The 13937-nt window shown below is 67.6% G+C and carries 16 protein-coding genes; 10 read left to right on the top strand and 6 right to left on the bottom strand.

The window, feature by feature from the left end:
* Positions 1 to 168 (bottom strand): SDR family NAD(P)-dependent oxidoreductase (locus J9611_RS15685; protein ID WP_211881450.1); only part of this gene is annotated, 168 nt, incomplete at its 3' end.
* A gap of 102 nt (positions 169 to 270) precedes the next feature.
* Positions 271 to 1644 (bottom strand): MFS transporter, encoded by a 1374-nt coding sequence (locus tag J9611_RS15680; protein ID WP_211881444.1) that lies wholly within the window; start codon positions 1642 to 1644, stop codon positions 271 to 273.
* A 133-nt stretch (positions 1645 to 1777) separates the two neighbouring features.
* Between J9611_RS15680 and J9611_RS15675 the strand changes: the two genes are divergently transcribed.
* Positions 1778 to 2701, top strand: coding sequence for a LysR family transcriptional regulator (locus J9611_RS15675; RefSeq protein WP_211881442.1), 924 nt, complete (start codon positions 1778 to 1780; stop codon positions 2699 to 2701).
* Between the two features lie 49 nt (positions 2702 to 2750).
* On the opposite strand, the gene J9611_RS15670 is transcribed toward J9611_RS15675, so the two are convergent.
* On the bottom strand, positions 2751 to 3647 hold the full coding sequence (locus tag J9611_RS15670) for a spermidine synthase (protein ID WP_211881448.1): 897 nt from the start codon (positions 3645 to 3647) through the stop codon (positions 2751 to 2753).
* Positions 3648 to 3864: 217 nt separating this feature from the next.
* Between J9611_RS15670 and J9611_RS15665 the strand changes: the two genes are divergently transcribed.
* From J9611_RS15665 to J9611_RS15640, 6 genes are all read left to right on the top strand, one after another.
* The gene (locus tag J9611_RS15665) at positions 3865 to 4785 is read left to right on the top strand and encodes a hypothetical protein (RefSeq protein WP_211881441.1); all 921 of its coding nucleotides are present in this window, start codon (positions 3865 to 3867) and stop codon (positions 4783 to 4785) included.
* Complete coding sequence (locus J9611_RS15660) at positions 4782 to 5195, top strand: phage holin family protein (RefSeq protein WP_211881440.1); 414 nt, start codon at positions 4782 to 4784, stop codon at positions 5193 to 5195. The genes J9611_RS15665 and J9611_RS15660 overlap by 4 nt, the downstream gene beginning before the upstream one ends.
* 17 nt (positions 5196 to 5212) lie before the next feature.
* Positions 5213 to 5821, top strand: a complete 609-nt coding sequence (locus J9611_RS15655) for a DUF3618 domain-containing protein (protein ID WP_211881439.1) — start codon at positions 5213 to 5215, stop codon at positions 5819 to 5821.
* Between the two features lie 112 nt (positions 5822 to 5933).
* Positions 5934 to 7082: a YihY/virulence factor BrkB family protein gene (locus J9611_RS15650; RefSeq protein ID WP_211881438.1), complete on the top strand. Its 1149-nt coding sequence runs from the start codon at positions 5934 to 5936 to the stop codon at positions 7080 to 7082.
* 109 nt (positions 7083 to 7191) lie between these two features.
* A complete protein-coding gene (locus tag J9611_RS15645; RefSeq protein WP_211881437.1) occupies positions 7192 to 8127 on the top strand; it encodes a universal stress protein in 936 nt (311 codons plus the stop codon).
* 67 nt (positions 8128 to 8194) lie between these two features.
* Positions 8195 to 9196 carry a zinc-dependent alcohol dehydrogenase family protein gene (locus J9611_RS15640; protein ID WP_211881436.1) on the top strand — a complete coding sequence of 334 codons (1002 nt, stop codon included), beginning with the start codon at positions 8195 to 8197 and terminating at the stop codon, positions 9194 to 9196.
* A 238-nt stretch (positions 9197 to 9434) separates the two neighbouring features.
* Here J9611_RS15640 and J9611_RS15635 read toward each other — a convergent pair whose 3' ends face one another.
* Both J9611_RS15635 and J9611_RS15630 read right to left on the bottom strand, forming a co-directional pair.
* A complete protein-coding gene (locus J9611_RS15635) occupies positions 9435 to 10490 on the bottom strand; it encodes a CU044_5270 family protein (RefSeq protein ID WP_211881435.1) in 1056 nt (351 codons plus the stop codon).
* The gene (locus J9611_RS15630) at positions 10456 to 11052 is read right to left on the bottom strand and encodes an RNA polymerase sigma factor (RefSeq protein ID WP_307857126.1); all 597 of its coding nucleotides are present in this window, start codon (positions 11050 to 11052) and stop codon (positions 10456 to 10458) included. The genes J9611_RS15635 and J9611_RS15630 overlap by 35 nt, the downstream gene beginning before the upstream one ends.
* Positions 11053 to 11372: 320 nt before the next feature.
* Between J9611_RS15630 and J9611_RS15625 the strand changes: the two genes are divergently transcribed.
* The gene (locus tag J9611_RS15625; protein ID WP_211881433.1) at positions 11373 to 11933 is read left to right on the top strand and encodes an RNA polymerase sigma factor; all 561 of its coding nucleotides are present in this window, start codon (positions 11373 to 11375) and stop codon (positions 11931 to 11933) included.
* Positions 11930 to 12985 carry a CU044_5270 family protein gene (locus J9611_RS15620; RefSeq protein WP_211881431.1) on the top strand — a complete coding sequence of 352 codons (1056 nt, stop codon included), beginning with the start codon at positions 11930 to 11932 and terminating at the stop codon, positions 12983 to 12985. Before J9611_RS15625 ends, J9611_RS15620 begins: the two co-directional genes overlap by 4 nt.
* A 290-nt stretch (positions 12986 to 13275) precedes the next feature.
* Here J9611_RS15620 and J9611_RS15615 read toward each other — a convergent pair whose 3' ends face one another.
* Positions 13276 to 13443, bottom strand: a complete 168-nt coding sequence (locus J9611_RS15615) for a hypothetical protein (RefSeq protein WP_211881429.1) — start codon at positions 13441 to 13443, stop codon at positions 13276 to 13278.
* Between the two features lie 102 nt (positions 13444 to 13545).
* On the opposite strand from J9611_RS15615, the gene J9611_RS15610 reads away from it, so the two are divergent.
* Positions 13546 to 13752 carry a DUF4177 domain-containing protein gene (locus J9611_RS15610; RefSeq protein ID WP_211881427.1) on the top strand — a complete coding sequence of 69 codons (207 nt, stop codon included), beginning with the start codon at positions 13546 to 13548 and terminating at the stop codon, positions 13750 to 13752.
* Positions 13753 to 13937 lie beyond the last annotated feature (185 nt).

The following is a 13937-nucleotide window of genomic DNA, read 5'->3' as shown; positions in this document are numbered from 1 at the left end:
CCACGCGGTGCCGCCCACCTCGTCGGCGAGGGCCGCCGCGGCGGCCGCATCAACATCCGCAACCACCACCTTGGCGCCCCGCGCGGCCAGGGCCCGGACGCTGGCCGCGCCGATCCCGCTGGCGCCGCCGGTGACCAGGGCCTTGCGGCCGTTCAGCGTGTTTTCCATAATCTGTCTTCCTGTTCAAAGATTTCGGCGGGGCGGCCGGCTCCAGCGCACTGGAGCCGGCCGCCTCTTGCAGTTCAGCACGAGCAGTTCAGCACGAGCAGCTCAGCGTGTGGCCGGCACGGCAAGGCCTTCGCGTTCGGCGTCGGCCCGGTCCACTTCCTCAAGGGCGATGCCCTTGGTTTCCTTCAGGCTGAGCACGGCGACGGTGGTGATGGCACACGCCACCACCAGGTAGACCGCGGTGGGCAGCCAGGAGCCGGTGTCCTTGAGCCACTGGGTGGCCAGGAGCGGCGCCAGCGAACCGGCGAAGATCGAGGTGACCTGCGAGCCCAGCGAGACGCCGGCGTAGCGCATCCGGGTCGGGAAGAGCTCGGACATGATGGCGGGCTGGCCGGCATACATGAACGCGTGCAGGCACAGGCCGATCGTCACGGCCAGGACGATGACCACCGGGTTGCGGGTGTCGAACATCGGGAAGGCGAAGAACGGCCAGGCCGCACCCGTGAGGACGCCCACGAGGTAAACGGGCTTGCGGCCCCAGCTGTCCGCCAGGCGCCCCACCTGCGGGATGACGAGGAAATGGATGACGTGGGCGATCAGGAGGGCCAGCAGCAGGGAGGAGGTGTCGTACTTGTGCACGCTCTTGAGGTAGACGATCGCGAAGCTGACCACGAGGTAGTACATGATGTTTTCCGCGAACCGGAGGCCCATGGCCTGCAGGATGCCCTTGGGGTACTTGCGGATGACCTCGCCGACGCCGTAGCTGACGGCCTGCTCCTTCTCCAGCTGCGCCTTGGCTTCCAGGAAGATCGGCGCCTCGGTGACATGGGTGCGGATGTAGTAGCCGACGAACACGATCACGGCGGAGAGCCAGAACGCCACGCGCCAGCCCCAGCCCAGGAAGTCGGCGCTGCTCAGGACGTTGGACATGATGTAGAGGACCAGGGTTGCCAGCAGGTTGCCGACCGGAACGGCGGCCTGCGGCCAGCTGGACCAGAAGCCGCGGGACTTGTTGGGGCTGTGCTCGGCGACGAGCAGCACGGCGCCGCCCCATTCGCCGCCCAGGGCAAAGCCCTGGATGAAGCGGAGCAGGACCAGCAGGGCCGGTGCAAGGTAGCCGATGTCGGCGAAGCCGGGGAGGCAGCCCATCAGGAAGGTGGAGACACCGATGATGATGATGGTGAGCTGCAGGGTGGGCTTGCGGCCCAGCCTGTCGCCGATCTGGCCGAAGACAATGCCGCCGAACGGGCGGGCCACGAAGCCGACGGCGTAGGTCAGGAACGCCTGGATGATGCCGTCCAGCTCATTGCCGGTGGCGGGGAAGAAGTACTTGCCGAACACCAGGGTGGCGGCGGTGGCGTAGAGGAAGAACTCGTACCATTCCACGACGGTGCCGACCATTGACGCGGCGACGATTTTCTTGAGGCCGGAACCCTTGGGTGCGGCAGGTGATGCCGAGCGCTGGTTTACGCTCATCTGGTGCTCCTTAGTGTCCACGGTGACACGTGCTGTGATGCACAGCACTGCAAATGGCTCCCACTGAGTATTGCTGCACAGTTGGGGCGGTTCAATGGCCAAAGCGGCACCGCTTATGTGCACAATTGCAGATATGAAGGCCAATCCCGATGACCTGCTGGTGCTGCTGGCGGTCTCCGGTTCCGCGAAATTCACGACGGCGGCCCAGGCCCTGGGCCTGAACCACACCACCGTCTCCCGACGGATAGCGGCGCTGGAGAAGGCCCTCGGCGGGCGCGTGCTCTCGCGCGCCGCGGGCGGCTGGGAGCTCACGGCACTCGGTGCGGAGGCCGTCCAGGTGGCGGAGCAGGTGGAATGGGCCCTCCGCACCCTCGAACAGCCCGGCCGGACCCCGGACCCGATCACCGGCGTCGTCCGCATGACCGCCACGGACGGCTTCAGCGCCTACATCGCGGCCCCCGCGGTGGCCCGGCTGCGCCGCCACCATCCGGGACTGAGCGTGGAGATCGTCACCGTGACCCGGCGGGCGCTGCAGCAACGCTCCGGGCTGGACATCGAGGTGGTGGTCGGCGAGCCCCAGGTGCACCGGGCGGAAGCTGCCCGGCTCGGCGAATACATGCTGGGCATGTACGCGTCGCGGAACTATCTGGCCGAATACGGGACGCCGGCAACGGTGGAGGAACTGACCGCCCATCCGCTGGTGTACTTCGTGGATTCGATGCTCCAGGTGGACGTCCTGGACGCCCCGCGCCGGCTGGTGCCGGCCATGCGGGACGGCCTGAGTTCCACGAACGTCTTTGTCCATGTGGAGGCGACGCGGGCCGGCGCCGGGATCGGGTTCCTGCCGTGCTTTGCGGCGGACCTGCACCCGGACCTGGTGAGGCTGCTGCCGGAGAAGTTCGCGGAACTGCTCCCCTACTGGATGGTCCTCCGGCCCGACTCCATGCGCCGCCCGGCGGTGGCCGCCGTGGTGCAGGCCCTGCGGGAACAGACCGCCGCCCACCGCGACGCCCTGCTGGGGCGGCCCGCGGCGCGGGTAATTGTCTCCGGTGATTGAGCTTGTCGAAATCCCGGATTTCGACAAGCTCAATCACCGTTCGACAAGCTCAATCACCGGACGGGTCGTGGCGGACGGGGGCGCCGGCCGCGAACGCCCTGACCTTCGCGTCGTCCCAGATGTGCGCGGGCACGGCTCCGCCCAGCAGGCGCCGGGCCAGGCCGGGATCGCCGTCGAACGGAAGGTCGCTGCCGGCCATGATCATGTTGCCGTAGCGGCGGCCCTTGAGCATGGCGGGGTCGGCGATGATCACCGTGTGCTCGAACGTGGCCGCGATGGTGGCGGCGTCCTCGCGGGCGTTCACCAGGTCCGGGGCGTCGCCGGAGTTGGCCACGTAGATCCCGCCCGGAGCCAGGACCTGTTTGGCGTGCTCATTGAATTCCCTGGTGGTGAGCGGCCGGGGCGTGAGGGAGCCGGCGAAGACGTCCCGGATGATGAGGTCCCGGGTGTGCGGGGTGAGGCTTTCGGTGACTTCGCGGGCCTCCCCCACGCGCAGGCGCAGCAGCGGCGCCTTGGGCAGGTCGAACCAGCCGCGGACATACCCGGCCAGTTTGCCGTCCAGCTCCACCACCACCTGGCGGGCGTCAGGATAGGCGGCATGGAAGTACCGGGCCAGTGAGCATGCTCCCCCGCCGAGGTGCAGGGCGCGCAGTTTCGGCTTTGACTGGCGGGGCCAGCGCGATTCCACCAGCGCCGAGATCCACCGCATGTACTCGAAGTCGAGGAACAGCGGATCCGCGAGGTCGATGTGGGAACTCATGACTCCGTTGATGCGCAGGAGCCAGCCGTTGGAGTTGTCCTGGTCCGGGACCAGCTCGCAGTCCCCGGTGTCGATGTAGTAGACACCCTCCACCGGGCCGTCCGGGCGGGTGCCCTTGGGCACCTCCACGACTCCCGGCGTCGATTTTCCGGTGCTCCGGCCGGCGGCCCTGCCCCGCTTCGCCATCAGCCGTGCACCGGTTTGTTCATGCATCAACCCTAGTTCACCGGCCGCGCCGGGCCGGCCGGGATCGGGCCCGGCCACCGGGGCCCGGGCCGGTCCAGCCCATCCTGAAAATAGAAGCGAAGAGCACTTACTAACCGTTAGTAATCATGCTTAGTATTTAAGTGCCAACCGTGCTGGCTTGTGATCAGCAGCCGATCTTCTTTGAAAGAGAGCGAAGATGACAGAGAACCAATGGCCCCAGGACGCCAGCTACCGCACGCCGGCGGCCACCCGGCAGGGCGACCTGGGCCAGCCTCCGACGGTGCCGGTCCCGGTCCCGGTCCCGGGCGACGAAGGCTACACCCCGACCCCTGACGACGGGACGGCGGCGGGCGGGACGTCACAGACCGTCGCGGCCCAGGAACAGGCCGGGGAAGTTGCCCGGCAGGCCGCCGATTCGGCCCGGAACGTGGCCGAGACCGCCAAGTCGGAGGCAGCCAATGTCGCCGCCGAGGTGAAAATCAACGCCAAAGACCTCCTGTACCAGGCCAAGTCCGATCTCACCGAGCAGGCCGCCACCCAGCAGCAAAAGGTCGCGCAGGGCCTCCGCTCGATCTCGGCCGAACTGCACTCCATGGCGTCCGCCCCGGACCAGCCGGGGGTGGCCGCCGATCTGGTCCGCCAGGCCGCCGAACGGTCCTCCGCCGTCGCATCATGGCTGGACGACCGGGACCCTGGTTCGCTGCTGGACGAGGTGAAGTCCTTCGCCCGCCAGCGCCCCGGCACCTTCCTGATGCTCGCCGCCGGAGCAGGCATCCTGGCCGGGCGGCTCAGCCGCAGCCTCGCCGCCGGGGCCCCGGACACGGGCACCACTGCGGCGGGCATCGGCACGACAGGCACCGGCACCACGAGCACCGGCGCGCACGCCTATCGCGTCCCGGACACCGGCGTGGCGGTTCCGCCGGCGCCTGTGCAGCTGCCAGCCCCGGCCACGACGACGGCCGGACTGGCCGAAACGTATCCGCCGAACCCCGTGGCCGCGGAGGGGACCGAGCGGGACCAGTGGCCCGCGGATCCTGCGGCCGCCGATCCCTACCGCAACGACCCACGCCGCAACGATCCACGCCCCGACGACCCCTTTGACGGGGGCCAGCGATGAGCGAGGAAGTACCTCCGACCGCGGCGCACGTCAAGGCCGAGACGTCGTCCCTCGGCGATCTGCTGGGAGATGTGACACGGGACATGTCCACCCTCATGCGGCAGGAAGTGGAGCTGGCCAAGGTCGAGCTCAAGCAGTCGGCGACCCGGGCCGGCAAGGGCAGCGGCCTGCTGGCCGGCGCCGGGGTCGCGGGCCACTTCGTACTCCTGTTCCTCTCCCTCGCCCTCTGGTGGGCGCTGGGACTGGTGATGGGGCTCGGCTGGTCCGCCGTCGTCGTCGCCGTCATCTGGGCCATCATCGCCGCCATCCTGGCCGCACTGGGCCGCAAGGAACTCAGCGCGATCAAGGGCATGCCGCAGACCGCGCAGACGCTGCAGGAAATCCCGCCCACACTCAAACCCACCACCTAGACCTGCGAGGAAACACGATGAGTGAAAACCCGGATGCCATCCGAGCCGATATCGAAGCCACCCGCGCGCGCCTCGGCACCAATGTCGACGCCGTGGCGGACAAGGTCACGCCGTCGCACATAGTGCAGCGGCAGACAGACAAGGTCAAGGAATCAGTCAAGGACGCCGTCTTCGGCGTGAAGGAGAAAGTCATGGGATCAGCCGACCACGCCGCCGGTAACGTCCATTCCGCCTCGGGCAGCGCCGGGGCGCACCTCGGCGACGCCGGGGCGGCCATCGGCGAGGCACCCCAGCGCGTGGCCGCCAAGACGCAGGGCAACCCGCTCGCGGCGGGGCTGATCGCGTTTGGCGCCGGCCTGCTGTTCTCCTCGCTGATCCCCGCCAGCGAGAAGGAACGCGAAGCCGCCGACGCCCTTAAGACGGCCGCCGAACCGATCACCACCGAGCTGGCCGAGGCAGCGAAAAACGTGGCCGAGGGACTCCGGGAGCCGGCCCAGGAGGCCATGGAAAACGTCAAGGCCAGCGCCGCCGACGCCACCGAGCACGTCAAGGCCGAGGGCCAGTACGCCGTCGGGGACGTCAAGGACACGGCGGCATCGGCCGCGGACAACGACAGGCAGGCGTAGGCACGCAGGGATCCCGGCCGGCCGTCCCCGCTCCCGCGGGGCGGCCGGCCGCGGCGCCTAGCCCACCACGGAGGATTCCGATGGCCAAGAACTTCACCAAGGCAGGAACACCATGACCGGCGCCGAAACGGAGAAGAGCAGCACCGCCAAGGCCCGCACGGCCCCCGCACCGGACGATTCCCGGAAGCCGGACAGTCCCGCCGACGTCACGAAGCCTTCCTGGCAGTACATCGGGCGCAAGACCCTGCGCGAATTCAGCAAAGACCAGTGCCCCGACCTCGCCGCGGCGCTGACGTACTACGCGGTCCTGTCGCTCTTCCCCGCGATCCTGGCCCTCGTCTCGCTGCTCGGCGTCGTCGGCCAGGCCGAGAAGACCACGGCCGCGCTCCTGGACATCGTCCGGAACATCGCGCCCGGAACCACAGTCGACATCATCCGGCAACCCATCGAGGAACTGACCAGATCGCCGGCGGCCGGTTTCACCCTCGTGATCGGCATCCTGACCGCCCTGTGGTCCGCCTCGGGATACGTTGGAGCCTTCGCGCGGGCCATGAACCGGGTCTATGAGGTCGACGAGGGCCGGCCCTTCATCAAGCTCCGGGGCACCATGCTGGGCGTCACCGTTGCCACGCTGGCGATCGTTGCCGTACTGGCGGCCATGCTGGTGCTCACCGGGCCGGTGGCCGAAGCGGTGGGGAACGCCGTCGGGCTCGGCGGTGCCTTCCTCGCGACGTGGAACATCCTGAAGTGGCCGGCCATGGTGGTGCTCGTCGTGGCAGCCATCGCGATCCTCTACTACGCCACCCCCAACGTGAAGCAGCCGAAGTTCCGCTGGATGAGCATGGGGTCCTTCATCGCCCTCGTGGTGTCCGTCCTGGCATCCCTCGGCTTTGCCTTCTACGTCGCGAACTTCAACAACTACAACAAGACCTACGGCACGATCGGCGGCGTGATCGTGATGCTGCTGTGGCTCTGGATCCTGAACATGTCGCTGCTGTTCGGTGCCGAGTTCGACGCCGAGATGGAGCGCGGGCGCGAACTGCAGGCCGGCATCGAGGCGGAGGAGACCATCCAGTTGCCGCCGCGGGATACCAAGCAAAGCGACAAGCTGCAGGACCGCGAGGAAGACGATATCCGGCGCGGCCGCGCACTGCGGGAGCAGCACGGCGGGGCCGGACCGGACGGCTGGCGCGACGGCGGCGCCGGGCCGGACGACGGCGGTCAGGACGCCGGGGAGGACCGGGATCCCCACGCCCGATAAGCCCGCCCTCCGGGACCAAAGCCCCTACCCCTGCCCTGCCCGCGCAGGTTGTACTGGATCCAGGTACCGGTGGGGGACGGGGTAAGGCTGCCCAGCCGGGAGGAAAGCATTGGCACCCGCAGCAGAGTACCCGCGCTCCACTATTGCCGTGGGCTATGACGGATCCTTGACCGCACGGCTGGGCGTCCGGTGGGCGGCCGAATACGCCGCTGACGAACAGTGCCGCCTCCGCGTGATCCACGCCTGGGTGTGGCCCCTGTTCACCAAGAGCCTGGGGCCCGTCAAAGGCATCCCGGGCAGCGGCCTGCGGCACTCCGGGGAAGCCATCCTGGCCGAAGGCGTCCAACTGGCGCGCGGTTTCGCCAGCGCATCCGCCGCCGGGGCGCCCGCCGCCGCCGTCGGGGTCGACGTCGGGCCGCCCGCCGACGCCGGCGTCCCCGGCGCTCCGGCCCCCGGCGTCGACGTCGAGGGCGTGATGGAAACCGGACTCCCGGCCCCGGTGCTGCGCGAGGCAGCGGCCGGCGCGCGGCTGCTGGTCGTGGGCAGCCGCGGCGTCGGCGGCGTAATGGGCCAGCTGGCGGTGTCGGTCTGCCTGGACTTGGCTGCCTCCTCCCCGTGCCCCTTGATGGTCATCCGCCGTCCCCGTGCCCCGGGCGCCCCCGTCGTGGCGGGAGTCGATGCGTCGGCCCGGGGCCTGGCCACACTGGCCGGCGCCGTCCGGCTGGCCGTAGCGCTCCGCACCTCGCTGCGGCTCGTCCACGTTGACCACGCGCGCGCGGGCGGCAAGGAAGCGCACGGCCGCCACGCCCCGCTCCACGGCCAGGAACTGCTGGACCACGCGCTGCGCGAGGCCAGGGAACTTGCTCCCGGGCTGACCGTGTCGGGTACTTTGAGGGAAGGCCGTTCCGCGGCCACTGAACTGCTCGCGGCGGCGTCCGAGGCGGATGTCCTGGTGCTTGGCACCCACAACCGCGGGGGCGGCCCGGGCAACACCGTCTCTGCGGTGCTGCACAAGGCGCCCTGCAACGTCCTGGTTACCCGCTGAACCGGCCCCGGGAGCACCGGCCCCGGGCCGCAAATTCACGAAAGAGTGCAAGAAAAGGGAGGCCGCCATGCGAGCCTGGCGGGTTGGACATCCCGGGCCCCTGAGCAACGGTCCCCTGGTGGCCGCCGAGTGCCCGGATCCCTCGCCGCGGCGCGGCGAAGTACTGCTCCAGGTCCGGGTCTGCGGGGTGTGCCGCACGGATCTGCATCTGGCCGAAGGCGACCTTAAACCCCGGCACCCCGGCATCATCCCGGGCCACGAAGTCGTCGGCGAAGTGGTCGCGCTCGGTCCCGGGGCCACCAGGTTCCGGTCCGGGGAACGGGTGGGAGTCCCGTGGCTGGGCGGAACCTGTGGTTCCTGCCGCTTCTGCCTGCGCGGCCAGGAGAACCTGTGCCTGTCCCCCACGTTCACGGGCTGGGACCGCGACGGCGGTTATGCCGAGCTGGTCACGGTGGGCCAGGACTTCGCCTACCGGATTCCGGAGGTCTTCACCGACGAGGAGGCCGCTCCCCTGCTGTGCGCGGGCATCATCGGCTACCGCGCCCTGAACCGGGCGGAGCTGCCGATCGGCGGCCGGCTGGGGATCTACGGCTTCGGCGGCTCGGCGCATCTGGCCGCCCAGATCGCCCTCTACCGCGGCGCGCGGGTGTACGTCATGACCCGGTCCGAGGAAGCCCGCCGCCTCGCCGTCGAGCTGGGGGCGACCTTCGCCGGCGGGGCCGACGAGCCTCCGCCGGATCCGCTGGACTCCGCCATCCTCTTCGCGCCCGCCGGCGGACTGGTGCCGGCGGCCTTGCGTGCCCTCGACCGGGGCGGTACCCTCGCCGTCGCCGGCATCTATCTCAGCGACATTCCCCCCTTGCACTACGCCGCCGAGCTCTTCCAGGAACGCCAGCTCCGCAGCGTCACGGCCAACACCCGGGCCGACGGCGAGGAGTTCTTCCGGATCGCCGCGGAAATTCCGATCCGCCCCACCACCGTCGCTTACCCCTTCTCGGCCGCGGACAGGGCGCTGGGGGACCTGGCGGATGGCCGGATCACCGGCGCAGCCGTGCTGCACATGGCCTGAACGACTCTCCCGTCAACCGTGCGCACATACTTCGTGTACTTACTCCGCGTCCGTCGCAACGACGGACCATTCTGGGCAGAGGAAGAAGCCCGCCGAGCGGAACGGGACCGCAGGGGCTGACAACTGTAGTCCGCTCTCCCGGGTCGGGACCGGGCGGTCTCCATACCGTTGGACACTTGGGATGGGCAATGACCGCCTGGAATTGAGCTTCCAGGCGGCCATTCTTGCCCGTTGGAGCTCAGGGGGCGGAGTCCACCACGGATGTCCGCACGGATGTCCAGGACATGACAGTTCCTGCGGGGGAATCAGGGTAATCCTTCTGCAGGACGTCCCGTTCGCCGATCACCAGCCCCGTGGCCGGATCAATGATGATCTCCGTCCGGGATCCTCCATCCGGGGACGGGATGCCGATGGCGATGCCCGTCCTGCCGTCGACTGTTGCCTGCTTATCCACGACGGTGGCGCCGGTGATGAGCGCGGCGGCCTTGTATAGGGTGGCGCGCAGGTCGGCGGGGATGACGCCGGTGCGCAGGGCATCCGCGATCGTACCGAAGGCCTTTATTTCAGGGGACTTCCCGGCGCCTTTTGTCCGCTCGTAGATGACGTCCAGCAGGGCCCGTGGATCCTTGGGCAGGCTGCCGGCTTCGTTGAGTGGCGTGCCCTGAATGGCGGTTTGCTCGGTCCCGTAGAAGGCGCCCCCTGGGGCACGCAGAATCCCGGCCAGCAGGGGCCGCCCTTCCGTCGGCCGTGCTTTCCTTATCTCGGCTTCTACGGCCTTGGCGGCTTCGCTGGAGAACTCTACGGGGACGCTTTCTTCGCGGTTCCAGACCCATTCCCCCTCCCGGTCTGCCGGAACATAGACCTGGCCTCCGGTTTTTTCCCGCCAGGACACGCTTCCCCCCGTACCACCACTGCTTGCGCCGTAGAGGGCGGTCGTTTCGATTTTCAAGTACTGGCCCGGTCCCACCACCGGGTCGGAGGTCTTGATGGTTGCCGCCGCGGCGTTGTTCAGGACCTCGGCTGCTTCGGCAGTTGCTCCCGGACGGTCGGGCAGGACAACGTCAGCGGCCACGATGACGCCCACGAGGAAAGCTGCGGCTGCCGAGGCCATCACGATGCGGCGCCGGATGCGGACCGGACTCACCTTGGCCGGGGCGTGCGTGTTGGTCGTTGCCCCGGGACGGGTAGCGGAGCCGATCCTGGCCATGAGTTTGGTGCGGCCGCGGGCCAGGGTCGCCGGAGGGGCCGAGCCGATGTCGCTACGCATTTCGCGGAGCAGCTGCAAGTCGTCCATGGTCGTTCTCCGTTTCATCAAGTATTCCGGGGTTGAGCTGGGTTTGCAGGGTCCGGCGGGCGCGGTTCAATCGGGACCGTACGGTGCCCACCGGAACGTCCATGGCCAGGGCGATGCCCTCGTAGGTCAGGTCCGCCCAGGCATAGAGGAGTAATGTTTCGCGGTCGATGGCGGCCATGGACTTCAGGGTGCCGGCGATGCGTCCATTCGCCACGGTGGCGTCCACCTGGGCGGCGATCCGGTCCGAAGTGTCAGCGACGGCTTCCCGTGAAGCCGCTTTCGCTGCCGCTTTCAGCACCTTGGCTTCAGCACGGTGGTGCCGTCGGAGCAGATTGGTGGCGATGCCGAACAGCCAGGGCCGGGCATCTTCCCGGTCAAGGTCGTAGGTTTCCAGCTGTTCCCAGGCGACCAGAAAGGTTTCGGACGTGACGTCGTCGGCGGCGAAGTCGCCGGCCCGTCTGGCGGCGTATCTGTAGATGACTGACGCGTGTCTGTCGTACAACTCCCCGAAAACTGGGGGGCTGTCCCGGGACCGCCTGATGATGTCGTTGTCTGTGCTCACACTATGTATTGCCCGCTGGCCGCAAAAGGGTTCACGGAGCTTCCCCTTCTTCGCGCCCAATGGATCTCCACCGAAGCGTACCGGTGACCGATAGCCGCATTACTCATGATGCTGTTCCGACTCTGGCGGCCTGCCTGTCCGGACTTTGTGTCGAAAACGGTCGTTTTTGACCCGGAAGCTGCCTCTGCCGGGTTGTCCGGCATGATGGTGGTCATACACCAGCTCATCACTCCCGTTTCGGCCTTGGCAACAACCGTCGGGCCTCACCACGGGTCTTGAATTACCTGTAACAGTTGCGGACGGACCGGACAGGTATAGGTATGGGGACACCGCAAACACGAGAGAAACGCGAGGGCCGATTCGCGGCCCTCTATAACGACGCCTACGCAGATGTGCTGCGGTTCGTGCAGAGACGGGCCGGGCCACACCGCGCCGAAGACGTCGTCCACGAAGCATTCCTGGTTGCCTGGCGGCGATTCGACGATGTGCCGGCCGGCATGGATGACGCACGTGCCTGGTTGTTTGGCACAGCCAGGCACTGCCTGCTCAACGACCAGCGAAGCCAATCCAGACGGGGCGCCCTCGAGGTGAGAATCGCTGAAGTGACGAAGGAAATCACCGAATCAGAGGATGATCTGGTTGCCTTCCACGTGGATCTGTCCCGTGCCTGGCATCAACTACGCCCGGAAGACCAGGAAGTCCTCTCTCTGGCCATCTGGGAGAACCTTCCTTCCCCGCAGGCCGGCAGGGTGCTCGGGATCACCGCGGCCGCCTACCGGATCCGCCTCTACCGCGCCCGGCTCGCACTGCGCCGGGTCCTCAAACACACGACCTCAACGGCGTTCCACCCAGAATATTCAGTTACGGAGCAACTGACATGAAGACTGACACGCACCTCAACGCACTGCGCGCCCTCGATCCTGCCCCGCTGGCAGCAACCGACCCTACCGCCCGGCTTCGGTCCGAGGCCAGACTGCAGCAAATCCTGGCCACTGACACCACGTCCGGCCCCCATCGCCAGCCCCGTCCGGTCCGGCGCCGTGTCCTGATCGCTTCGGCAGCTGCGGCTCTGCTCGTGGGGGGAATCGTAGTGGCAGATGTTGTCAGGCCCAGTGGTCCGGGAGCAACCGCCGAAGCCGCCGAGGTCCTGAACAACGCGGCGGCAGCAACCATCCAGACCTCCGACCCGGTGGTGGGATCCGGCCAGTACCTGAAGATTGATACCACGGCCGTCTACGCCGCGGGCGTCCTATTGGGGGACGCTGGAGGAGACCGCCGTACGGTGGAGTGGCTGGACAAGTCCTCCGACCATCTCTACGTCCCCGCCGACCAAACAGCCGAATGGATCTGGAACCGCGAAGCCCGCATCCCAACGACGTTCTTCAGCGAGGAAGCCAAGGCAGAGGCGACCAAATACCAGCAGTCCCAGGCCGGCGACCCCATCAGGACGGGAGAACTGCTGCGGGCACCGGGGGGGAACTTCTACGGAGAACAGGCGCGGCTGTTCGCCGGCATGCCCCTGCTCGAGGGGGTGAAGACTCTGCCCCGCGACCCCCAGGCGCTCCTGGACATAATTCGTCAGCGAGGCAAGCAAGGCAGGCCGGAGGCCGAAACGCTAGAAGCCATCGCGGAAGCCCTAGCGACCGGAGTCGTCCCGGCAGACCTCCGCGCTGCACTGTACAAAGCGGCCGCGCTCATTCCCGGAGTCACCGTCGTAGACAGGCAAGCGAACCTTGACGGCAAGGTAGGCACAGCGATCGGGATCGAGCATCCGGACAGAGAAACCCGGATGGATATCATCATTGATCCCGCCACCGGGCTGCTAATCGGAGAACGGGTGGTCACGCTGACAGCCGGCAAAACCTCCTTCCCCGCCGGAACAGCGACCGCCTGGACCTCAGTCCAGACCTCAGTGGTCAATTCAGCGCCATAACCATCCAAGCAACCGCAGTAAAGGGTCGAGGCGGCCGACCACTCTTTTGGGCGGTCGGCCGTCTATGTCCTCTAACGGGATCGCAAAACCGCCACTCTGAGGTGCGATTTAACCGCCATTCCCGGCTAACAGTCACAAATCAGGAGTCCGGTCATGGTCTTGAATGTACCGTTTGTCCCCCCGTCACCGGGCATTATCTCGGGCCGGTCTTACGGGAATCGGCCGGCCGCGGAAATACGGCGATCGAGATCCGAAAATTTTGGGTGGCGCTTGCGCCGCTGAACGACCGGCTAACGGGCTGGGACGAAGGACAGCTCATCGTGCCTCGCAATGCCAAAGTGCTGGCCGGGATACCGCGGGCCGCGGAAGTACATGTTGGTGCGCGCGCCGATCTGCTCGGCGCCGAATCGTGACGCCGTCTTGTTCAGTGTCGCTGGCGTGACGTTGACACCGCGCACCGTCGATACCCTTGAGGCGCCGTCGCTCACGCCCCGGAGGAGCGCCCCGCCGCGTCGAGTAGCATTGCTCCCAATTGGCCAGCAACGGAAGGAAGTCGTGTCATGCGGTATGTCGTCGTGCAGGTGATCCTCAAAGAGAAACTGTGGGGAACCGGTTCGGGCAACCTGACCTCCCTGGAGAAGGCCATCAACGATCAGGCCGCGAAGGGCTATCGACTCCACACCATAACCACCGCGAGCAGCGGGAGCAAGGGAATCGGCGGCGGTGACCGCATCCAGGCAACGATGGTGTTCGAGAGCCTCGGATAATCGCACATCGCGAAACGAGCTGTGGCGTCTGGATAGCCCGGCGCACTCCGACGAGACAGTTCGCTGTCCTAGGACTGCGCTGAACAATTTGGGTGGTTTAAGGCGCGCCTGCTGGACTTCGCGCAGTGGTCCTTAAGACTGGGTGTATGCAAGGAATTGAGGCGGCCCAGCGCGGATATTTGGAT

The organism is Pseudarthrobacter albicanus, assembly GCF_018224015.1.
Taxonomy (GTDB): Bacteria; Actinomycetota; Actinomycetes; order Actinomycetales; family Micrococcaceae; genus Arthrobacter; species Arthrobacter albicanus.
The sequence above is the reverse complement of the archived record's forward strand: the minus strand, read 5'-3'. Positions and strand labels throughout refer to the sequence as shown.

Coding starts and splice junctions, on each gene's coding strand:
- J9611_RS15680 (WP_211881444.1), bottom strand. CDS start 1,644: ATGAGCGTAAACCAGCGCTCGGCATCACCTGCCGCACCCAAGGGTTCC.
- J9611_RS15675 (WP_211881442.1), top strand. CDS start 1,778: ATGAAGGCCAATCCCGATGACCTGCTGGTGCTGCTGGCGGTCTCCGGT.
- J9611_RS15670 (WP_211881448.1), bottom strand. CDS start 3,647: ATGGCGAAGCGGGGCAGGGCCGCCGGCCGGAGCACCGGAAAATCGACG.
- J9611_RS15665 (WP_211881441.1), top strand. CDS start 3,865: ATGACAGAGAACCAATGGCCCCAGGACGCCAGCTACCGCACGCCGGCG.
- J9611_RS15660 (WP_211881440.1), top strand. CDS start 4,782: ATGAGCGAGGAAGTACCTCCGACCGCGGCGCACGTCAAGGCCGAGACG.
- J9611_RS15655 (WP_211881439.1), top strand. CDS start 5,213: ATGAGTGAAAACCCGGATGCCATCCGAGCCGATATCGAAGCCACCCGC.
- J9611_RS15650 (WP_211881438.1), top strand. CDS start 5,934: ATGACCGGCGCCGAAACGGAGAAGAGCAGCACCGCCAAGGCCCGCACG.
- J9611_RS15640 (WP_211881436.1), top strand. CDS start 8,195: ATGCGAGCCTGGCGGGTTGGACATCCCGGGCCCCTGAGCAACGGTCCC.
- J9611_RS15635 (WP_211881435.1), bottom strand. CDS start 10,490: ATGGACGACTTGCAGCTGCTCCGCGAAATGCGTAGCGACATCGGCTCG.
- J9611_RS15625 (WP_211881433.1), top strand. CDS start 11,373: ATGGGGACACCGCAAACACGAGAGAAACGCGAGGGCCGATTCGCGGCC.
- J9611_RS15620 (WP_211881431.1), top strand. CDS start 11,930: ATGAAGACTGACACGCACCTCAACGCACTGCGCGCCCTCGATCCTGCC.
- J9611_RS15610 (WP_211881427.1), top strand. CDS start 13,546: ATGCGGTATGTCGTCGTGCAGGTGATCCTCAAAGAGAAACTGTGGGGA.